This window comes from Pseudomonas sp. D5(2026) (assembly GCF_057766845.1).
This window is the reverse complement of sequence record NZ_CM173421.1, coordinates 2,965,799-2,987,164: the sequence shown is the minus strand read 5'-3', so window position 1 is coordinate 2,987,164 and position 21,366 is coordinate 2,965,799. Positions and strand designations below refer to the sequence as shown.

15 protein-coding genes and 1 riboswitch are annotated in these 21,366 nt (G+C 63.3%); of the genes, 7 read left to right on the top strand and 8 right to left on the bottom strand.

Annotated elements, in window-relative coordinates:
* Nucleotides 1–7: 7 nt before the first annotated feature.
* The 4 genes from AC3B5Q_RS13810 to AC3B5Q_RS13795 all read right to left on the bottom strand — a co-directional run bounded on the left by AC3B5Q_RS13810 (nt 8) and on the right by AC3B5Q_RS13795 (nt 5,308).
* Nucleotides 8–1,105: an alkene reductase gene (locus AC3B5Q_RS13810; RefSeq protein WP_004374351.1), complete on the bottom strand. Its 1,098-nt coding sequence runs from the start codon at nt 1,103–1,105 to the stop codon at nt 8–10.
* A 95-nt stretch (nt 1,106–1,200) separates the two neighbouring features.
* A complete protein-coding gene (locus tag AC3B5Q_RS13805) occupies nt 1,201–2,211 on the bottom strand; it encodes an aldo/keto reductase (protein WP_021785107.1) in 1,011 nt (336 codons plus the stop codon).
* Nucleotides 2,212–2,283: 72 nt separating this feature from the next.
* A complete protein-coding gene (locus AC3B5Q_RS13800; RefSeq protein ID WP_488392632.1) occupies nt 2,284–3,804 on the bottom strand; it encodes an FAD-dependent oxidoreductase in 1,521 nt (506 codons plus the stop codon).
* A 175-nt stretch (nt 3,805–3,979) separates the two neighbouring features.
* Entirely contained in the window at nt 3,980–5,308 is a 1,329-nt protein-coding gene (locus AC3B5Q_RS13795) for an MFS transporter (protein ID WP_004374354.1), read from the bottom strand.
* 163 nt (nt 5,309–5,471) lie between these two features.
* Between AC3B5Q_RS13795 and AC3B5Q_RS13790 the strand changes: the two genes are divergently transcribed.
* On the top strand, nt 5,472–6,569 hold the full coding sequence (locus AC3B5Q_RS13790; protein WP_021785109.1) for a sugar diacid recognition domain-containing protein: 1,098 nt from the start codon (nt 5,472–5,474) through the stop codon (nt 6,567–6,569).
* 141 nt (nt 6,570–6,710) lie between these two features.
* Entirely contained in the window at nt 6,711–7,850 is a 1,140-nt protein-coding gene (locus AC3B5Q_RS13785; protein ID WP_021785110.1) for a glycerate kinase, read from the top strand.
* A gap of 19 nt (nt 7,851–7,869) precedes the next feature.
* On the opposite strand, the gene AC3B5Q_RS13780 is transcribed toward AC3B5Q_RS13785, so the two are convergent.
* Entirely contained in the window at nt 7,870–8,769 is a 900-nt protein-coding gene (locus AC3B5Q_RS13780) for a LysR substrate-binding domain-containing protein (protein ID WP_392470528.1), read from the bottom strand.
* A gap of 127 nt (nt 8,770–8,896) precedes the next feature.
* Here AC3B5Q_RS13780 and AC3B5Q_RS13775 point away from each other — a divergent pair, with 127 nt between their 5' ends.
* Entirely contained in the window at nt 8,897–9,943 is a 1,047-nt protein-coding gene (locus AC3B5Q_RS13775; RefSeq protein ID WP_330509427.1) for an SMP-30/gluconolactonase/LRE family protein, read from the top strand.
* A 124-nt stretch (nt 9,944–10,067) separates the two neighbouring features.
* On the opposite strand, the gene AC3B5Q_RS13770 is transcribed toward AC3B5Q_RS13775, so the two are convergent.
* The 3 genes from AC3B5Q_RS13770 to AC3B5Q_RS13760 form a co-directional block, all read right to left on the bottom strand.
* Nucleotides 10,068–12,383, bottom strand: a complete 2,316-nt coding sequence (locus AC3B5Q_RS13770; RefSeq protein ID WP_021785112.1) for a putative bifunctional diguanylate cyclase/phosphodiesterase — start codon at nt 12,381–12,383, stop codon at nt 10,068–10,070.
* An 81-nt stretch (nt 12,384–12,464) separates the two neighbouring features.
* Nucleotides 12,465–13,448, bottom strand: a complete 984-nt coding sequence (locus tag AC3B5Q_RS13765) for an SCO family protein (RefSeq protein WP_021785113.1) — start codon at nt 13,446–13,448, stop codon at nt 12,465–12,467.
* A gap of 56 nt (nt 13,449–13,504) precedes the next feature.
* Nucleotides 13,505–16,900 carry an Ig-like domain-containing protein gene (locus tag AC3B5Q_RS13760; RefSeq protein ID WP_103470332.1) on the bottom strand — a complete coding sequence of 1,132 codons (3,396 nt, stop codon included), beginning with the start codon at nt 16,898–16,900 and terminating at the stop codon, nt 13,505–13,507.
* Nucleotides 16,901–17,150: 250 nt separating this feature from the next.
* Nucleotides 17,151–17,265, top strand: a riboswitch (TPP riboswitch).
* Nucleotides 17,266–17,343: 78 nt separating this feature from the next.
* Here AC3B5Q_RS13760 and AC3B5Q_RS13755 point away from each other — a divergent pair.
* The 4 genes from AC3B5Q_RS13755 (at nt 17,344) to AC3B5Q_RS13740 (ending at nt 21,362) form a co-directional block, all read left to right on the top strand.
* Nucleotides 17,344–17,991, top strand: coding sequence for a TenA family protein (locus tag AC3B5Q_RS13755; RefSeq protein WP_021785115.1), 648 nt, complete (start codon nt 17,344–17,346; stop codon nt 17,989–17,991).
* On the top strand, nt 17,988–18,653 hold the full coding sequence (gene tenA, locus AC3B5Q_RS13750) for a thiaminase II (protein WP_021785116.1): 666 nt from the start codon (nt 17,988–17,990) through the stop codon (nt 18,651–18,653). Before AC3B5Q_RS13755 ends, tenA begins: the two co-directional genes overlap by 4 nt.
* A gap of 229 nt (nt 18,654–18,882) precedes the next feature.
* Nucleotides 18,883–20,148 (top strand): cytosine permease, encoded by a 1,266-nt coding sequence (gene codB / locus AC3B5Q_RS13745; protein WP_103462517.1) that lies wholly within the window; start codon nt 18,883–18,885, stop codon nt 20,146–20,148.
* Nucleotides 20,145–21,362, top strand: coding sequence for a PucR family transcriptional regulator (locus AC3B5Q_RS13740; RefSeq protein WP_103462516.1), 1,218 nt, complete (start codon nt 20,145–20,147; stop codon nt 21,360–21,362). Before codB ends, AC3B5Q_RS13740 begins: the two co-directional genes overlap by 4 nt.
* Nucleotides 21,363–21,366: the final 4 nt, after the last annotated feature.

The following is a 21,366-nucleotide window of genomic DNA, read 5'->3' as shown; positions in this document are numbered from 1 at the left end:
TTTTGCATCAAGCCTGCTTCAGGAACGGATAATCCGTATACCCTTCAGGCCCATTGGCATAATCGAACTTCGCCCGGTGCTCATTCAACGGCGCTTGCAGCCGCAGACGCTCCACCAGGTCGGGGTTGGCAATGTAGGCGCGCCCGAACGCCACGGCATCGATCAAACCCCGCCCGATGAGGTCTTCGCCTTTCTCGGCGGTATAGGCACCGGCCGCAATGATCACCCCGGGGTAGGCGGCGCGAATGGCCTGGCGGAACTCGTCACGCAGTGGCTTGCCGCCGGCCCAGTCCGGCTCGGACAGGTGCAGGTAGGCGAGGTTGCGCTTGGCCAGTTCGCGGATCAGGTACAGGCCGGCGGCCTCCTGGTCTTCGCCATTGTCCACACCATTGAAACCACCCAACGGGAACACACGAATACCGACCCGGTCGGCGCTCCAGTTGGCAATGGCCGCGTCCACCGCCTCCAGCACAATGCGCGCACGGTTTTCAACGCTGCCGCCGTAGCGGTCTTCGCGCTGGTTGGCACTGGGGGTGAGGAACTGGTGCAGCAGGTAACCGTGGGCGGCGTGCAACTCGATGAAGTCGAAGCCGGCTTCACAGGCGTTGATCGCGGCCTGGCCAAAGTCGGCGACGATGCCAGCGATCTCCGCTTCGCTGAGTGCCCGGGGTGCGGAGGTTTCCACGCGCGTCAGGTTGCCTTGCGCATCACGCAGGGTGGTGCGTGCGTCCGCCGGCAGCGCCGAAGGGGCCACGGGGGCCTCGCCGCCAGGTTGCAGCGAGGTATGCGACACCCGCCCGGTGTGCCACACCTGCACGGCGCTGTGGCCGCCATCGGCATGGATGCCTTGGTTGATGTGCTTCCAGGCAGCGATCTGTTCGGCGCTGTGAATGCCGGGCGAGCCAGAATAGCCCTTGGCCTGGAAGGAGATTTGCGTGGCTTCAGTGATAATCAGGCCAGCACTGGCGCGCTGACGGTAGTACTCGGCCATCAGCGCGGTGGGTACATCACCCGGCTCCAGGCTGCGCAGGCGGGTGAGGGGGGCCATGAATACACGGTTGGGCAGGGTGAGGGGGCCGATTTGCAGCGGTTGCAAGAGTTTCATTGCAGCTCCAGAGGTGGAAAACCAATGGTGCGCACGATACCGAGGTGATTGGGGAAAGGGGGGACCGGGAGCCCGGCTCAGGGCTCCCCAATGCGTCAGCTGCGCGCCAGCCGCCCACTCACATAATGCGCCACGTCATTGAAGCCCGGCGTGGACGCATGCCCTGGCGTCACCAACGAATCGATGAACGCCTCATCCTCCGCGGTAATCTTCACCGCCAATGCGCCGCCATAGGTATCCCACTGTTCCTCGGTCCGCGGCCCGACAATCGCCGAACTGACCCATTGGTTATTCAACACCCAGGCAATGGCGAATTCGACAATACCCACCCCCTTGGCCTCTGCGTACGTCTGAATCTGCCGGGCAATGGTCAGCGACTCCTGGCGCCACTCCACTTCCATGATGCGTTTGTCCTGCCGCCCTGCGCGGCTGCCGGCGTCCGGCACCGCGCCCGGCGCATACTTGCCGCTGAGCACGCCCCGGGCCAGCGGGCTGAAGGGTACGACGCCCAGACCATGGGCGGCGGCGGCCGTGAGCTGTTCGGGCTCGGCCTGGCGGTTGACGATGTTGTACAGCGGCTGGCTGACTACCGGCCTGGGCACACCAAGGCGCTCGGCAACATGGCAGACCTCGGCAATGCGCCAACCACGGAAATTGGACACCCCCCAGTAGCGGATCTTGCCCTGGCGCAACAAGTCGCCAATGGCCTGCACGGTCTCCTCCAGCGGTACCTTGTGGTCTTCGCGGTGCAGGTAATAGATGTCCAGATAGTCCATGCCCATGCGGGTCAGTGTGGCATCCACGGCATTGAAGATGTGCTTGCGCGACAACCCGCTGCGGTTGGGCAGGCCGTCGGCCGGGCCGAAGCCGACCTTGCTGGCGATGACCCAGTCATGGCGATGGCGCGCCACGGCTTCACCGACGATTTCTTCCGAGCGCCCGGCGTTGTAAACGTCGGCGGTGTCGATGAAGTTGATGCCTTGGTCCCAGGCCTTGTCGATGATGCGCAGGGCATCCTCGGTACGGGTCTGCTCGCCGAACATCATGCTGCCCAGGGTAAGGGCGGAAACCTGCAGGCCACTGTGGCCGAGGGGGCGGTAGATCATGCGCGTGGGTCCTTATGCAGTCAGCTGACCTGCCTGTTTTACACACAACCTGGATGCATTGAAAGGCACCCCTTAGCCAATGAGCGCCAAAGCTTCCTGCAGGCTCAATGGGCGCTTCAGGCGTTGCGACAGCGTCGCCATGGCATCGGAGTAACCCTTGGCGATAACGGCCTCGACGCGTTCATCCACACACTGCAGGGCAACAAAATCGCCGTTTTCCGGCTCACCGACGAATTCGATCCGGTTCCAGTCCCTGGCATGGCCTAGCACTTCATAGGTACGGCCATGCTGGTAGGTCCAGAAAAACGGTACATCGGCATAACGGCGTTGTTCGCCAAGCATGTTGGCGGCGGCGATAACCCCGTGTTGCTGAGCCAGGCGCCAGTGCTCGATGCGCACCGGGCGCCCCGTGAGCGGGAAGGTGGCAATGTCACCTGCGGCCCACAAACCGTCAGCTGCGCGCATTTCGGCGTCGACCCTCACCGATTTGTCTTCGCCAAGCGGCACCCCTTGAAGGAAAGCGGTGGCGGGTTTTACCCCGGTGCCGAACAGCACCAAGGGGGTCTGCAGCCGTTCACCATTGGCCAGTTGCACCACTTCGACCTTGTCCAGGCCTTCGATCCGCTCGACCTCGGTGGGGCCGTGGAAGGTGATGCCTTTTCGTTCATGCAGCGCGCGAATGCAGCGCCCAATACGCTCGCCCAACTGTCGAGCCAGAGGGACTTCGTGGCGCGAGACCACGTGCACCTGCACGCCATACTTGCGCAATGCCGAGGCTGCCTCCAGGCCGATGAAGCCGTCACCGACGATGACCACCGGTTGGCCAGGCTCGGCTGCGTCGAGCAACTGTGCAGCATCTTCCAGTGAGCGGAGGGTGAACCCCCCGGGCAGGTCGGCACCGGGAATGTCTGGGCGCAGTGCTTGACCGCCGGTTGCCAGCAGGCAGGCGTCGTAATCGATCTGCTGACCATCGGCGAGGGTGACCTGGCGCTTCTGGCTGTTCAAGGTGCGCACCTTGCCGTGCTTGCGCTGCAGTTGGCCCTTGCGCAGGGCGTCGGCTTCGAGCAGCGCGGGGACCTCATCGGGCGGCATCTGCCCGGCAATCACGAATTTGCTCAGTGCTGTGCGATCGTAGGCCGGCTGGCGCTCCTGATCGATCCATACCAGCCTGCCCGCGAAGCCATGAGCCAGCAGGGTGGCGACGGCGGCGCTGCCGGCGGCACCGGCGCCGACCACCACGAAACAGCGGGCATCGCTGTGCCTGGGCGGTTCGCTTGCCGGCAGGGGCTGGTCATCGACCCAGACTTCATCGCCCTTGATCCACACCTTGTAGCGGCGCAGGTCGGCGAGTGCAGGCGGCTCACAAACCACGCCATCGTCAACGGCGAACGCAGCTTTGTGCCAAGGGCAGACCAGCAAACCCCCGCAAACCACGCCTTCATCAAGGGGGGCGCCTGCGTGGGGGCAGTTGCCCTGGTAGGCGTGTACCTGATCGCCCTGGCGGATGAGGATGAGTTCTTCGTTGCCGGCCTGGACGCGCAGGGGGCGGTGCTCGTCGAGCTGGGCCAAGCGGGCCACGGCGTACTGGGTCATGGGGCTTCTCCAAAGGGGCCTTTGGAACCATTTGACGCCTGGGGCGGGAAGGGGATGCGTTGAGCTGACGATCGGTGGCGGGTGTGGATTTGGTGCGGCTTGGGTGGGCCTCATTGCAGGCTTGCCCGCGCCCACAGGCTTGAAACTTGTGGGCGTGGGCAAGCCTGCGAATGCCTCAACTCACCCGTGCAGTACTCAGCGAACCCGCTCGCGTTACACGCAAGGCCACCAGGCTACCCAATACGATCAACGCCGCGAGCGAATACAGTGCGGCATCGGTTGAACCGGTCTGGTCCTTGATGAACCCGACCAGGTACGGGCTGAGAAACCCCGCCATCTGGCCTACCGAGTTGATGATCGCCAGACCTGCCACGGCGGCTCCGGCACTGAGCAGCGCAGTCGGCATTGGCCAGAACATCGGCAAACCGGTAAGCGCGCCCATGGTGGCGATCGACAAGCCAAGAATGGCAATGCTCGGGTTGCCGGCGAAGTTCACCGCAATCAGCAGGCCGACGGCGCCCATCAGCATTGGCACCACCAGGTGCCAGCGGCGCTCGTTGCGCAGGTCGGCCGAGCGCCCGCAAAGAATCATGAACACACCTGCCAGCAGGTACGGGATGGCGCTGAGCCAGCCGATCAGCAGCGGGTTGTCGAAGCCCATGCTCTTGATGATCGAGGGTAGCCAGAAGTTGATCGCGTATACGCCGCTCTGGATGCAGAAGTAGACAAAGCCGAAGGTCCAGATCAGCGGGTTGGTCAACACGGCCAGCACGCTGTCGCTGGTGGTGCTCGGTTTGCTTGCAGCATCGGCCTGCAGGTCGGCAGCGATCAGCTGACGTTCAGCCGGGCTCAGCCAGGCGGCTTTCTGGTAGCCGTCACTGAGCAGGAACACCGCCAGTACGCCCAAGGCCACGGTCGGCAGGCCCTGGATCAGGAACATCCACTGCCAGCCGGCCAGGCCGTGCTGGCCGGCGGCGAAATGTTCGAGGATCCAGCCGGAGAACGGCCCGCCAAGCAGGCCCGATACCGGGATCGCCGACATGAAAAGGGCCATGATGCGGCCGCGCCGGGCCGCCGGGAACCAGCGCGAGAGGTACAGCACCACACCCGGGAAGAAGCCGGCTTCGGCAGCGCCGGTGAGCAGGCGCAGGGTGTAGAACTCGGTAGGGGTGGTGACGAACAGCAGGCAGGTGGACAGGCTGCCCCAGGCGATCATCATTAGCGCGATCCAGCGCCGTGGGCCGAAGCGATTGAGGGCCAGGTTGCTTGGCAGGCCACACAGTACATAGCCGATGAAGAAGATGCCGGCGCCAAGGCCGTACACCGTTTCGCTGAATTTAAGGGCGTCGAGCATCTGCAGCTTGGCAAAGCCGACGTTGACGCGGTCCAGGTAGTTGAACAGGTAGCAGATGAAAATGAACGGAATCAGCCGCAAGGTGATGCGCCGGTACAGCGCGTTGCGGGTGGTGTCCGTGCCTTGGTCAGGGGCGGGGCTGTGTGCCATGATCGGGTTCTCTGTTGTTATGGTTTTCGCCGCGTCGCCTGTTCCGGCGCTCGCCCTGACGAGTCTCGGGGACTGCGGCTAGCCTGTCTTTGTGCTTTTGCACAGCGCTTGGCCCAGGCTGCTGTGCCCGAGCCCAAAAGCCAAACACCTAAAGGACCCCGCAATGTTCGAACTCGACCATGACCTGGCGCAGGATATCGTTGACCGGGCAATGGCCATCTTGCCTTGCAACGTCAATGTCATGGACAGCCAAGGGTTGATCCTGGGCAGTGGTGAGCCTGAGCGCATCAACACCCGTCACGAGGGGGCGCAGCTGGTCTTGGCCAATGGCCGGATCGTCGAGCTGGATACCGACGCGGCCAAGTGCCTGAAGGGCGTGCAGCCCGGTGTGAACCTGCCATTGATGCTCGATGGGCGGCTGATGGGCGTGTTGGGCCTGACCGGCGACCCGCAGCAGGTGCGCACCTATGGCGAGCTGGTGCGCATGACCGCCGAAATGCTGCTGGCCCAACGCAATTTACAGGCTGACCAGCAATGGCGAAGGCAGCGCTGTGACGACCTGCTGGCGCTATTGCTCGGCGGCAGCGGTAACGCCCCGCGCTTGCTGGACGAAGCCCGTCAGTTGGGCTTGAAACCTCAGCTGGCGCGGATACCGTGCCTGTTCGAGATTACTTCGGGGCCTCCTGCCGAGGCGCTGGCCGCATGGTTGATGAGCCGTTATCCGGATAGCTGGTGCGTCAGCCCGGCCCGCCAGTCGTTGCTGTGGTGCCGCCCGGCAGGCGTGGCACTGGATGAACTGCGCCTGCTGGAACGCCTGCAACGCCACGGCTGGGACATTGAGCGACTGGCCCTGGGCAGTGAAGCGCAGAGCCTGGAGCAGTTACGCCGTGGTTACCGCCGGGTGCGTGACTTGCTGGCCTATGGCCGCGAAGTATTGCCCCGCGAACGATTGCTCAGCCTGCAGCGCTACCGGCTGCCGGCGCTGCTGTGGCGCCACCGTAACGACGATGCGCTGGACGAGCTGCTGGAGCCGTTGCAGCGCATCCGCGCCAAGGACAGCAGTGGCCAGTTACTCACCACCCTGCGCGCCTGGTGTGCACATGACGGCCAAAGCCAGTCCTGTGCCGATGCCCTGGGCATCCACCGCAACAGCCTGCGCTATCGACTGGAGCGAATAGCCGAGCTGGGTGACGTCGACCCGCTGCGCCTGGAAGGGATGCTTAGCTTGTATCTGGGGTTGCAGCTGTTGCCAGCTGACTGAAGTATTCACTTGCCGGCGATTGGGCCAGAACAGGCAAAAAGGCATCTGCCCAAACAACCCGGCCGGCGTTTTGTGCATTTGACCGAGGCCACCTGGGCAGCCACCTGTCAGCATGCCGCTCATCAGGACAGGAGAAACCCCATGAAAATCGTGATTGCCCCCGACTCGTTCAAGGACAGCCTCGACGCTGCCGGTGTCGCCCGCGCCATCGCTGCGGGCCTGAGCGAAGCGTGGCCCGAGGCTGAACTGGTCGAGTGCCCAATGGCCGACGGTGGCGAAGGCACCATGGAGACGATCCTGGCCGCCAGCCAGGGTGAACTGCGCCGCCAGGCCGTGCGCGGGCCATTGGGGCAGCACGTCGAGGCCGGCTGGGGCTGGTTGCCGCAAAGTCGCACCGCAATCATCGAAATGGCCCAGGCCAGTGGCTTGCAACGGGTGCCAACCGGCCAGCGCGATGCTTGCCGCAGCAGCACCTGGGGGACCGGTGAGCTGATTGCCGCAGCCCTCGACGCCGGCGCTCAGCGTGTGGTGCTGGCCATCGGTGGCAGCGCCACCAACGATGCCGGCAGTGGCATGTTGCGAGCGCTTGGCCTGCGCCTGCTGGATGCTGACGGGCAAGCGCTGGAAGAGGGCGGCCTGGCCTTGGCCAAGCTGGCCCGTATCGACGCCAGCGGTCTCGACCCGCGCCTGGCCGGGGTGCAGTTTGAAGTCGCGGCGGATGTCGACAACCCATTGTGTGGCGCCAACGGCGCATCGGCGATCTTCGGCCCGCAGAAAGGTGCCAACCCGCAGCAAGTGGAGGCGCTGGACCACGCGCTGAATCATTTTGCCGACCATTGTGCGCTGCTGTTGGGCGCGGATGTGCGCGATTACCCTGGTTGTGGTGCGGCCGGTGGCATGGGCTTCGCTGCCCGGGCATTCATGGACGCGCAGTTCCGCCCTGGGGTGGAAGTCGTGGCTGAGCTGGCTGGCCTTGACGCCCTGGCACAAGGGGCAGATCTGGTGGTGACGGGCGAGGGGCGTTTCGATGCCCAGACACTGCGCGGCAAGACGCCGATGGGGGTGGCGCGGGTTGCCAAGCGCCATGGCGTGCCGGTGGTGGTACTGGCCGGGACCTTGGGGGAGGGGTATCAGCAGTTGTATGCCCATGGGGTCGACGCTGCATTTGCACTGGCCAATGGACCGATGAGCCTTGAGCAGGCGTGTGCAAATGCTGCCGAGCTGTTGCAGGCCAGGGCTTGTGATATCGGTCGGCTGTGGCGCTGCGCGAAGCGAGGCTGAACACCCTGTAGAAATGGCCTTATTGTTGTGTCTCGAACATGGCAATGAAGTTGGCCAGCGCTGGCGAAGCATTCTGGGCGTTCCATTTCATGTACAGCCCAAGCCCTGGGGGTGGCTGGTCATCGATAGGGCGGATGGGGCAAAACTGCACGCGTTCGCGCGGGGTCGAGCGAGCGAACGACTCCGGCACCAGGGCCACGCCAAAACCGCAGGCCACCAGGCCAAGCAAGGTATGGATCTGCGCCGCCTCCTGCACGACCTTGGGGTAGAACCCGGCGGATTGGCACAGCGTAACCAACTGCGCGTGGTAGCCGCCGCCCATTGCTTGCGGGGTGAACACGAAGTCCTCATCGGCAAACTCGCGCAAGTCGATGGCCTCGTGCTGCGCCTTGGGATGGCTGGCAGGCAGCGCCATGACGATCTGCTCGTCAAGCAGCAAGCGTGCCTCCAGGGTGCCGGCCGGCAGTGGCAGCCTGCGCATGAAGCCGATATCCGCCTCACCGGCCAGCAAGGCCTTGGCCTGGGAGGCGGATGGCATCTCGCGGATGGTCAGCTGCACGTTCGGATAAGTTTCCCGAAAGCGGCGCAAGCGGTTGAGCAGCGAGTCGTAATAGGCGATGGAAATGGCCGTGATGGTCAATTTGCCGCTGACCCCCACAGAAACGTTGCGCGCGTAATCGATCCCCTGCTCCAGTTCAGCAAGCGTGCGGTAGGCGGTATCGAGAAACGCTGCACCCGCTGCGGTCAGACGCACTTCGCGCTTGTTACGCAAAAGCAGGCCAAAGCCGAGCTTTTCCTCAAGCCGGTTGATCGCCTGGCTCAGCGGCGGTTGCGCCATGTGCAGGCGCTGGGCGGCCTTGTGAAAATGCAGCTCTTCGGCCACGGCGATGAACTGCCTGAGCAAACGTGTTTCGATCATCCAGCATTCCTGCAGCGCGGCGACTCGGCGCTGATACCCATGGCATATCAATATTGAATGCTTTTAATATTAAGTCATTGATTTTTTTGTTGATATCGTAAGAAAGGAGAATTGAAGGTAGCCAGAAATGCCCGTTACTCACCTGGCCGGTGCGCTGTGCCATCACACTCAAGAGAGCGATGGCCAGTACACCGCCACGCGCTTCAACAAAAACAGCGGCGTCAGCTACCCTCTTGACCTCGGCCGTGTGCAGGCCAGCGACCTGGCGCAGGTGGCCGAGCGCTGGAACCGCATCAAGGAATGCAATTACGTGCCAGTCAAAGTTGCCAACACGCGCGCGGACCTTGGTGAAAGCCTGGTCTGGGATGAGAGCAGGGGCGTACTGTATTTTGTCGATATCTCTGGCGGGCGCATCAACAGCCTGACACCCGATGGCGAAGTCGAGTGCCTTTACGAGTCGGCCGCGCGCATTGGCGCCCTGGCGCTGACCGACCGGGGTAACCTGATTTTCACCGAGGATGCCAGCGTGGCCATCTTCGATGTGCCAGCACGCAAGGTGAGCCAGCATTCGGCATCAGTGCATCCGCGCTCGACTTACCGCTTCAACGACGGCGCCTGCGACCCGCAGGGACGCTTCGTCACCGGCCTGATGGACGAGGCCCCCAGTGGCAATACCGGGGCGCTTTTTCGCTTTGACTGGCAATTGAGCGACCAGGTGATCCACGATGACCTGGCCTTGCCCACCGGCCTTGCCTGGTCGCAGGACGGCCACACGGTGTACTTCGTCGATTCGGCGGCGCGTGCGATCTACCGCGCCGAGTACCTCATCGAAGGCCGGCTGGGCGCTGTTACGCTGTTTGCCGAAACCCCCGCCGAACTGGGGCGGCCGGATGGCCTGGCGCTGGACCGCGAAGGCGGGCTGTGGGTGTGCCAGTACCATGGCAGTTGCCTGCTGCGCTACGACCGCCACGGGCACCTGACCGACCAGGTGTTGATGCCAGTACCGTGCCCCACCAGCTGCTGCTTTGGTGGGCCCGGGATGAACACCTTGTTCATCAGCACCGCGCGTTACGACATGACGCCAGAAGACCTGCACCATTATCCGGACGCTGGCGACCTGTATGCCATCCGCCCGGAAACGGGTGGCGTTGCCAGGCACAGCTTCAAGGAATAAGCGGTTGCACCTGACTGGCCGGTAGCACGGCCAGTTCGCCAAAGCGTCGCGCCGAGTCGATGTAGCGCAGCGCCGACTTGGCGTCTTTCCAGCCCGTATAGCACCGGTAAACCCGCCGTGGCGCTCAGTACACGCATGCCTTGTCCTCGACGCCGTTGAAAGGCGGGTAGTGGCACAGCTGCGCCGGCGACAGAGGCCGGCTGAAGTGGTAGCCCTGGGCGATATCGCATCCGGCCAGCTTCAGGTACACCACCTGTTCACGGGTTTCCACCCCCTCGGCCACCACTTGCAGGCCCAGGCGCTTGGCCAGGATGATGGTGGAGGACACGATAGGGCTGTCGTCATGGCTGTTGGACAGCGCCGCGATCAGCGAGCGGTCGATCTTCAGCTTGCTCAACGGTAGCGAATGCAGGTGGGCAAAACCGGCGTAGCCACGGCCGAAATCGTCCAGGCTGATGCCCAGGCCCGCCCCGCGCAAGGCATGCAGATGCGTAACCGCCATGCCTTCAGGGTCGAGGATGGTGGTTTCTGTAATTTCCAGCTCCAGCCGCTGTGGTGCGATCCCGTGATGCTGCAACTTGCGCAGCAGCCGGGCAGCGAAGTCAGCCTGACGCAGCTGCAATGCGGAGACATTGACCGCCAGACGTGTTTCCCGACCAGAAGTATCCCAGCTCGACAAGGCTTCACAGGCCAGCCGTAGTACCTCCCAACCCAGTTCGACAATGAAGCCACTGCGCTCGGCCAGGTCGATGAAGCGGTCCGGGTATAGCAGGCCGAACTCGGGGTGGTCCCAGCGCACCAGCGCCTCGTAGCCGAGCACCTGATGGGTGTCGAGGCGAATCTGTGGCTGGTAGTGCAGCACGAACTGGCGTTCGGCCAAGGCGCTGCCGAACGCCTGTTCAAGGGTGAACGCCTGGATATCGGCCAGGTTCAGCGAGGGGTCGAAAAAGCGATACTGCGCGCGCCCTGCCTGCTTGGCTGAGTACATTGCCGCATCGGCACTGCGTATCAGGCTGTCGATGTCCTGGCCGTCGCGCGGGCAGATGCTCACCCCTACGCTGGGGCTGGTGTTGACCTCTTGGCCATCCAGGGCGTAGGTGGCTGACAGTTTCTGCACCAGTTCGTGGACCCAGGCGTTGATCTGCTCCTCGCTGCGCTCGCCGGCCAACAACACCACGAACTCGTCGCCGCCAAAACGCGAAGCCTCATCGCCCGGCTCCAGCAGGCGCTGGATACGCCCGGCCACAGCCTGTAGCAGCAGGTCACCAATCTTGTGCCCGAGCGAGTCGTTGATAGACTTGAAGCGGTCCATGTCGATGAACAGGATCGCCATCAGTCGGCGCTTGCCACGTTGCCGAGTCAACGCCTGGCTGGCCACCTCGACGAACTGGCGGCGGTTGTGCAGGCCGCTGAGGTGGTCGGTGGCGGCGGCGTGGCTGCTGCGCCGGTGTTCGTCCTCCAGGCGCACGATCAGCTGCTGATTGACCTGCTGGGCATGTTCCAGCGCGTCGAAGGCCTCCTGGCGCTTGCGTAGCAGGCGCAAGGTCCATAGCAGGCTGGCCAGGATCATCAGGGTCATGCTCAGGTTCAACCAGAATTGCCGGGAATAGGCCTGCGTCCAGGGTGCGAGGATTTCTGCCTGGCGCTGGCTGACCACCACGCTGAAGCCTCGCTCGGGTACACGGCGGTACAGGCTTTGGTAGGCATCACCCGCTACGTATTGGGTCAGCCTGCCCGCTTCGCTGTCGAATGCCGGCAGCGGGGGCTGCAATAGGTCGCCGGCAATCGCCACGCCGCGGGTATCGACGCGCAGCCGCTCCAGGCCGTCATCCTGCAGCAGACGCACCAGGCCACTGTTGCCCAGGTCGATATGTTGAAACAGCTCCGCCAGGTAGCCGATGTCCAGTTGCACCACCAGAATGGTGTCCATTTCCTGGCCGGTCGAGTTGGTCAACGGCAGCAGGAAGGTCAGGTGCCTGGTGGGCAGGGCCGAGGTTTGGCCAAGGGGCTGAATGCTGGGCAGGAAAGGTTTGAAACCGTAGCGGTCAATGTGCCGCTGCAGCTGGCGCAACCAGTCTGCCGGCAACTCGGCGGCCTCATCGGTATGGTTGGCCGACAGCAGCCGGCCTTGTCGGTCGTACAGGCTCGTGCGCTTGAACACCGGGTCTGCGGCCAGGCTGAAGTTGCCCTTGCGCAGCCCTTTCATATCGTCCTGGGTAACACGGCCCACCGCCTGGGCGCGGTCGACAAGCTGTCGCAGGCTTTCGCCCACGATGTTGGCCAGGTTCAGGTGCTCGGTGGCTTTGGCCAACAGTGCATCCTGGCGAGCGGCGGCTTTTTGCGTGACGTGCAGCCCCCAGAGAAAGGCCAGGGTCGCTGCACAGAGCATCAGGATCAGCACTCGCAGAAGGCTGGAGGAGGAAAGCGAACGGCGAATCACTGCTGATGGTTCCCGACCCTGGGTGATGCTCGAAAAATACGACAGCGAGATGACAGTCTGATGAATGATGGCTAATCGCCTTTAGGGGGTTCCCCTATTTGCCACCGGTGTCTGCAGGCGTGCCGTTTCTTCTTCGAGGTAGCTTATCAATGCGCTGACTTCGGCATCGCCCAAGCGCATGTTGGGCATGGCCAGGCGGTTGTATTGCTCGAACAGCAGCATGGCCAGGGGGTCTTTCTCGGCCAGCATCTGGTCGGGCGCTTTCAGCCAGCGGGTCAGCCAGTTTGCGTCACGCTGACGGGTCACGCCCAGCAGGTCGGGGCCGATGCCTGGCGGGCCTGGCTCGGTATTGCCCACGGTGTGGCAGGACGAGCAACGGGTGCGGAAGATCTGCTCGCCGCTGCTGGGTGCACGCATCTGCGGCGCTTGAGCGTAGTCATTGGTCATGGCGCTGGCCTGCTTCCAGTTGTGCAAGCTGTTGCCGAGGCGGTCGGCGAGGATGTACGGGCTTTCGAAAGGCGAGGCTTTCATCCAGCGGCCGGTGGCCTGGTTGCCGATAATGAGGCTCAGGTTGTGGTCTTTGGAGCGGCCGTTTTCCAGGCCATCGATCCACAGCCCCAGGCTGCGGCGTAGTTGCTCGATATCGTCAGGTTCGCCGGTCAGCAAGGTCCAGCCTGGGCCGATGCCGAACTTTTCGGCATAGCGCTTGAGGGTGGCGGGGGTATCGTTATAGGGGTCGATGCTGATGGAGTAGAGGAAGATATCCTTGCCGACCCGGCCACCGAGGATTTTCTGTACCTGGCGTAGGCGTGCGGTTTCCACTGGGCAGGAATCGGAGCAGCCGGTAAAGATGAAGTTGATGGCAACCACCTTGTCCTTGATAAGGTCGTCGAAGAAATGCACTTTTTCGCCATCCTGGGTGAGCAGGGGGATGTTGGGGAAGTAGTTGGCTCCCCAGGGAGTGGCAGCTGCTTCGGCCACCTTTTGTTGGGGGGGCAGTGGCCAGAACGGAATGCTGGCGGCGAACAACGCAAGTACCAGCAGGAAACGCCATGAGCCGGGCATGATGCGGTCCTCGTGGGTTGGCTGAGCGGGGCCGCATGGCGGCCCCCGCTTTGCACTCACTTGTATTTGACTGGCGCTGTCACCGTCTGGCCCAGTGCCGATTTCACCGTGACCGTTGCTGGCGTGGCAGGGCCAAAGCCGGTGGTGGTCACCGCTACCCGCCAACGGGCCCCCGAAGTCGTGGCAGTCAGCGTCGCGTTCCCCAGGCTTACCGGACCACCGGTGGTTGCTGCAGTCACGCTGATGCTGTTGCCCGTGGCCACCGTAGTAGTCCCCTGCACATCCCAGGTGAAACGGTTGCCGCTGCGTTCCTGCACCGTGGCACTGGTGACCTTGAGTTCGTCGGCCGCCGCTGCTGCGGTTACGGCGATGCTGACCGTGGCCGGGGCCAGCGACTCGGCACCCTTGGTATCACGCGCCGTGTAATTGAAGCTGGCCGTAAATGGCGTGGCGACCGCAGCGGGCGGGCTGTACGTTACGGCGGTACCGTCGGTGCTGACGGCACCCTGGCCGGAGTCCGGCTGGCTGAGGCCGGTTACCGTGAGCGGTACATTGCCGTCCGGGTCGCTGTCGTTGGCCAGCACGTTCAGGGTGATCGGCGTGCCAGCCGTCGTTGCGGCACTGTCATTGGCCGCGACGGGTGGTTTGTTGGCCGGGTCGTCATTGTCGTCGTGGGTTTTGGTGCGGAACGTTGGCAGGCCTACCGAGGCCATGTAATGCACACCATCCCATCCCGGCAGCGGGGTCGGCATCACCTGGAACTGCCCTGGGTGCTCAATATCCCAGCGCAGCAGCATCGAAGAGTCCTCGTGCTGTGTGTTGTGGCAGTGCTCCATGTAGGTGCCAGCAAACTCGCGGAAGCGGATGGCCATTTCCACCTCGATGGACGAATCAGTATCCGGCCCGATTCGGTACACATCCTTGCGCGCCCATTTTTCCCATTCTGGTGGGGCCTTGCCGTCGCGGCTAAGAATCACGCCTTCCTCGAAGTGCACGTGTACCGGGTGGCTCCAGCCATTACCGCCGTTGACGATTTTCCACACTTCCAGGGTGCCGTCGCCGCTGAAACCAGCGTCGGTGGACTGGTTGGCCAGTTGCGGTGCTGCACTGATGCGGCGTGGGTCCATGCTGTAGCCAAAGCCGCCGTCGGTCTTGATGGTCCACGGGGTGGTGTCCGTACCGTCGGAGCGGCCAAAGATGAACTCGCGGTGGCGGGCATCCTTGAGCTTGGCCTGGTCGGCTGCGGCATCGCGGTCAATTGGCAGGGGCAGCATTTTCAGGCCTGCAGCCTTGCCTGGCTTGGCCGGCTCATAGGCTACCGGGTCCATGCTCAGGTCCTGGCCGGTGTACGGTTGCACCCACAGTTGCAGAAACTTGCCGACAGCCGGGTCGCCCTTGTCCCACTGCGGGCCTTTGCTGGTCTGCTTGATCACCGCCTTGTATTTTTCCGACAGCACGTCGGCCAACGGGATAGCTTGCTTCGGACCTTTGCCGGAGTCGTGCTCCATCAGGTTGACGAAGTACAGCTTGTCGCCTGCCTTGATGCCATTCCTGGCGAAGTTGATGATGATGTCGTAGCGCTCGGCAATGCCCTGCAGTGGCAGGATGCCGTTGTTGTCTTGCAGGTTGCCGTCACCATTGAGGTCCATCGTGCCGTCGAATGGCACCGCGTGTTCCATGATGTTGCCGTCGTTGGCGATCATGTGGAACGGCACCCGCGCATACGACACGTTGGAGCCGGACGGGCCTTTGAACTCGCCACTGTTACCGGCAATTTCCCGCACCACGGCGAACTTGAAGTAGCGTGAAACCGAACCGTTGAGGATACGAAAACGGTAACTGCGCGCACGCACCTTGAGCCTGGGCTGGTACTGCCAGTTGACCAGGATCTGGTCACCGAGGAAGCCGTCAGTGTTGAACGGGTTGAACCACAGCTGGCCGTTTGCATCCCAGGCCTTGTCGGCTATTACCAGGTTGACGTCATAGTCACGGTTACCCCAGGGCATGCCCGAACCGCTTGGGAAACGCAGGTTGACACCGTCCTGCAGGGCCTCGTTGCCGCGGTCCAGGGCGCTGTAGTAGTTCATCATCACGGCGTTGCCTTTGTAGACGTTCTGCGCTGTGAAATCCATCATGTGGTCGTGGAACCAGTGGGTACTCATGGTTTCGCGCCAGTCGCCACGAATCTTGATACTGCCGTTCTCGCAGGTTTTCAGGCCCGGTGTGCCATCGTTGACGAACAAGGTTTCACCCGGCGAGCAGGGGAAAGCTGCTCGCGGGTCCTGGGCACGGGTGTTGATGGTGTCGTAGCCGGCCAGCTGCACCGGCCAGCGGTAGTCGTAGTACTGGCCGGGGAAGAAGTACGCGTTGGCAAAGCCGTCGCTTTCGGCCGGGGAGTGGCCGTTGTGCTCGTGGGTCGAGATGGTATGCAGGCCAAAGCCGCCGTTGGCCGACGGGTCAATCGGCAGGGCGTTGTAATGGCGCATCAGGATTGGCTGGCCGTAGCGCACCATCAGCAGCTTGGGCGGGAAAGTGCCGTCGAAGGTCCACAACGATTTGTGGTTTTGCAGCGGCATGTTCGGGTGGAAGCGTATGTCGATACCCTTGGTGGTGCCCAGCGTGGTCGGAATGTCGGAGGTCTGGTAGTACAGGCCGCCCGGGGCAAATTCACCGACGGCATAGTTGTGCAGTTGCTTACGGTCGCGCAGGCCGAGGTTGATGCGCGCACCGGCCTGGGCGGTCTTGAACGCTGCCTGCGGGTAAAACTCGTTCCAGCGCTGGTGCGACCAGCCTTTTCCTGGTGGCCGGCCTTCAGCGGGCGAGCCGACCGGCTGGCGGTTGAGGAACATCTCGATCTGCGCCTTCCATGGGTTGCGGTCCAGCACGTTGGCGTACTGGGTCGGGAACGGGTACAGGCCGGGTTGCTTGAGGAACGCTTCCAGAGCGCTGCCACTGGGTCCGCTGCGTGCCACCACGTTGGGGTCTTGCGCGGGGGCCGCGCCGAGGGTGGGGACCGGGAAGGTCAGATCGGGCGCCGGCGTGGTCGGGTCGAGCTTCTCTGGCCCGAATTCTTCGAACAGCAACAGTTGCTGGGTGAAAGGTTGCGCCCCGAACAACGGGCTGGGTTTGCCGTTGGTAGGGTACTTGTCCGACGTTTGCAGGGCAGGCGGCAGCACGTTGTCGGTGCGTACCGTGCTGCGGTCGCCATACACGCCATCGGTCAGCTCCAACGAGCCTTCGTTGGCCTCCGGCAAGGTGTTCAGCTCAAGCAAGGCAGGGGTCGGGTCGTCCGGTTGGTCGGTGTAGGCCGACGGGTCGGTCGGCGGTGGCATGCTGTTGTCGTCGAGGGGGGATGCCATGGCCGTGATCAACCCGAGGCTGATCATCAGCGCAGTGACGGAGGACAGATGGAACGCGCGCCTGGACGCGTGGCTCATGGCGGATGTTTTCATTGGCTTAAGCCTCTTTTGCGGCCTTACGGCCTTAAGCCATCAATGGCGTTTTGCCCGTTAAATGGCCATCAGCAACAGCTATGCCAACAGATATTTCAGTAATGCTTTGACATACAAAACCTTGCAGCGCCTGGCGTGCACTAAATGATGGCGCGTCAAGAATGGGGACAGATGCCCATTAGCGGGTCACCATTGCCCACAGTTTGGGGAGCTGGACTAGTGACAGACGTGGCGCCCTCGGGTATACCTGAGCGCCACCAAGGGGAGCCCGGCAATGGGCTGAGAAACCGCTGAACGCTACAGCGCGGTGACCCTTCGAACCTGATCCGGATCATGCCGGCGAAGGGATGGGGCTTGTAACCTGCCTTTTTGCCGGCCTCACTGCGAGGCCAGTCCATGTCAATTGCCACGGTCTCGCTGTCACCCTCATCAAGGACAGCAACATGACCGAACGTTTCAGCCAGTCCCTGCGCCGCCAGTGCGAGCCGACCTGGTCGGCGGCCGTTGGCCACCGTTTCGTGACCCGATTGTGCGACGGCAGCCTGCCTGACCCGATCATGGTCGACTACCTGGTCCAGGACCACCGTTTCCTCGACAGCTTCCTGACCCTGCTGGGCGCGGCCATTGCCACCGCTGATACGTTTGAAGCCCGCCTGCGCTTCGGCCGCTTTGCCGGGATGATCTCCAGTGACGAGAACACCTATTTCCTGCGTGCCTTCGAGGCCCTGGGTGTCAGCCCGGCGCAACGCAGTGAACCGGCCGATACCGCGCCTACCGCAGGTTTCAAGGCGATCATGCGCGAAGCGGCAGCCACCCGTTCCTACGCAGCGGCACTGGCGGTGCTGAACGTCGCCGAAGGGCTGTATCTGGACTGGGCGCTCAAGGCGCCAAAACCGATGCCGGACAACTTCGTCCATGCCGAGTGGATTACCCTGCACGACAACCCGGCGTTCCAGGCATTCGTCGCTTTCCTGCAGGCCGAGCTGGACCGCGTCGGCCCGCAGGAGGCCGCATTGGCCAGTGACTTCTACCAGCGCACCGTGGCGCTGGAGCTGGCTTTCTTCGATGCAGTGTATCCGGAGGGCAAATGAGCATGGATATCTTCGAGCGCCTCAAGGCCGCCGCCACGCCACAATGGAACAGCTACGTAGACCATGACTTCGTACGTCAGATGGGCGAGGGTACGCTGAGTGAGGAAGCGTTCCGGACCTACCTTGTGCAGGATTACCTGTTCCTGATCCAGTTCGCCCGCGCCTGGGCGCTGGCCGCCTACAAAAGCCGCCGCCCGGCCGACATTCGCGCGGCGCAGGCCGGGCTGGCGGCGATCCTGGATGAAACCGAGCTGCACTTGCGGCTGTGCGCACGCTGGGGCTTGACCCAGGCAGACATCGAAGCCGCGCCAGAGCACCAGGCCACCGTGGCATACACCCGTTACGTGCTGGACTGCGGCGCTGCCGGCGACCTGCTGGAGCTGCATGTGGCACTGGCACCTTGCGTGATCGGCTATGCCGAAATCGGCCGGACCCTGGCCGAGCGCATTGGTGACTTGAGCAATCACCCCTACCGCGAGTGGATTGGCGAGTATGCCGGGGAGGGCTACCAAGGGGTGGCAGCGGCAGCGCGCAAGCACTTGGATGAACTGGCGGCGCGCAGCATGACCGAGCAGCGGTTCGCCGAACTGGCAGGGATTTTTGGCCAGGCATCGAGCCTGGAGGCTGATTTCTGGCAGATGGGGCTGGACGGAGCTGTGTAAACCGCCGTGGGCTGGGTGATTACTACCCAGCCTGAGCCCGCTTTGGTGCATGAACGCCTCAAAATAAGTCGTCCCGCACACTCCAAATCGTCAGATCGCGGCTTTAATGTGCATAGTGCATATGGATTTCTGGGCGACCAGCCCGATTTTTCCGGGTGGCGGCGCAGTAAAAAAGCGGCCCGCATATTGCTCTTTCAGCTCCCAACTACAAACCCGGAGCCCCCGTGCAATGAGCTCACCCAGCGAATTCCCCCTCAGCGAAGCCCCGCAGTCCGCCCGTAGGGGCCTGTTGCCGATCGCGATGGTCTTGTTCAGCTTCACCTTCTTTACCGGCACGATGTTCGCCGGCGGCAAGCTGGGCATGGCATTCAGTTTTGTCGACATGCTGTGGGTGGCCACCCTCGGCAACAGCCTGCTTGCCTTGTATGCCGCAGTGCTGGCCTTCATCGCCTCGCGCAGCGGGCTGAACACCGTGCTGATGGGGCGCTTCTGTTTTGGTGAAGCGGGGAGCCGGCTCTCGGATTTTCTGCTGGGTTTTGCCGAACTGGGCTGGTATGCCTGGGGCACGGCCACGGTGGCCATCGTGCTGGTCAAGCTGCTGGGGCTGGCGGATGGCTTCGGCATGCCTTTGATGGTGCTGTTCGGGCTGGGTTTCAGCATTACGGCCATCATCGGTTTCAAGGGGCTGGATGTGTTGTCGCGGGTGTCGGTGCCATTGATGTTCGTGCTGCTGTTGGTGTCCATGTACATCGCCACCCGCGATGCCGGTGGCTTTGCCGGCCTGGCTGCCGTTGTACCGCATGAAACCATGACTTTTTCGGCGGCAGTCACCATGGTTTTCGGCACCTTCGCCAGTGGCGCCACCCAGGCCACCAACTGGACACGGCTGGCACGCAGTGGCCGGGTAGCGGTGACCGCCAGCGTGGTGGCATTCCTCCTTGGCAACGGCCTGATGGTGGTGGCCGGCGCGTGGTGCGCGATGGTTTACCAGCAGGCCGATATCGTCGACGTGATGATGCTGCAGGGGCTGTCGTTCGCGGCGGTGGTGATGCTGTGCCTGAACCTGTGGACCATTCAGGGTCCGACCATCTACAACGTGTCGGCCGCCGCCTGCCACTTGTTGCGCAGCGAGCGCCGGCGCACGGCAACGCTGGTGGCAGCCGGGGTTGGCATTGTGCTGGCGATGGGTGGCATGTACGAAATGCTGATCCCGTTCCTGGTGCTGCTGGGGTCGATCATTCCGCCGGTGGGTGGAGTAATCATGGCTGACTTCTGGTATCGCCACCGCGGCAAATACCCGGCGCTGGGTGCGGCAAACCTGCCACGCTACAACCTCACCGGGCTGCTTGCCTATGCCGTGGGCGCTGTACTGGCCTATGCCTCACCGTGGGTTGCGCCGCTGGTGGGCATCGCCGCCTCGGCAGTGTGCTACATCGTCATTCTGGAGCTGGGCGCACGCCGCCGGGCGCCAGGCCAGGCGGGTGTCGAGCCGTGAGCCTGGCGCTGGACGAGATCTTGCATTTGCCCGGCCTGCACGAAATGCATGTGCGGGCCGGGGCGCGCAACCTGCAACGGCGGGTACGCTGGCCTTACGTGGCGGAAAACGAGGGTATCGCTGAATGGGTGATGGGCGGTGAGCTGGTATTCGTCACCGGCATCAACCACCCGCGCGGCGAAGCCAACCTGCTGAGCCTGGTGGAGGATGGCGACGCTGTGGGCATTGCCGGCATGGTAATTCTCACCGGCGGCAGTTTCATCCAGAGCATCCCGGCGTCCGTAATCGCGCGCGCCGAGCAATTGGGCTTACCACTGATCGAGCAACCCTACGCGCTGAAGATGGTGGTGGTCACCCACCTGATCGGCACTGCACTGGTGCAGATGAGCCAGGTGCGCCGCTCGCGCAACGACATCCTTGGCCAACTGCTCACGGGCGACTACCCGAGCCTGGCGATTGCCCGGCAGCGTGCAGCGCACCTGCAACTCGCCCTGGACAAGCCGCAGCGCCTGCTGGCATTGCGCCTGACAGGCGTGGACGGCTTGTTCGAGCGCCACGGGCTCGCACACGGCGAGCGTACCTGGCAAGCCACCCGGCAGGCCCTGGAAGACCAGCTGGAAGCCTGGTGCCGCCAGCGGCCTGACAGTGTGACGGCGCAGCTGCCGGGCGACCTGTTCGTGGTGCTGCTGGCCGATACGCACGACTTACCCGAGACGTTGGGTGCACTGTACCGGCAGTTGCAAGCCGCGACAGGTGAACTGGGCCTTTACATGGGCCTGTCGAGCCTCGCTGACGATTGCGCGCACTATCGCCAGGCCCTCAACGAGGCACGCCAGGCGCTGGATGTGGCGCAGCACCTGCGCCCGGCCAACGGCTATTGCAACTTCAGCGAGCTCGGCGTATTGCGCCTGCTGCAAGGTATTGTCGACCGCTCGCTGGTCGACGATTTCGTCAGCCGCACCCTCGGCCCGCTGATCGCCCCTGGGCGCAAACACGCCCATGCTTTGGTGCATACCCTCGACGCCTTGCTCATGGAAAATGGCAACGGGCTCAAGGCCGCACAGCGTCTGGGGCTGCACCGCAACACGATCAATCAGCGCATCCAGCGCATCGAACAACTGAGCGGGCAGTCGCTGGACGACCCGCTTTTTCGCATGAATGCTTCGGTCGCCATGCTGGTATGGCGCATGAGCGAAGCCCACGGCAAGGAGTAACAGC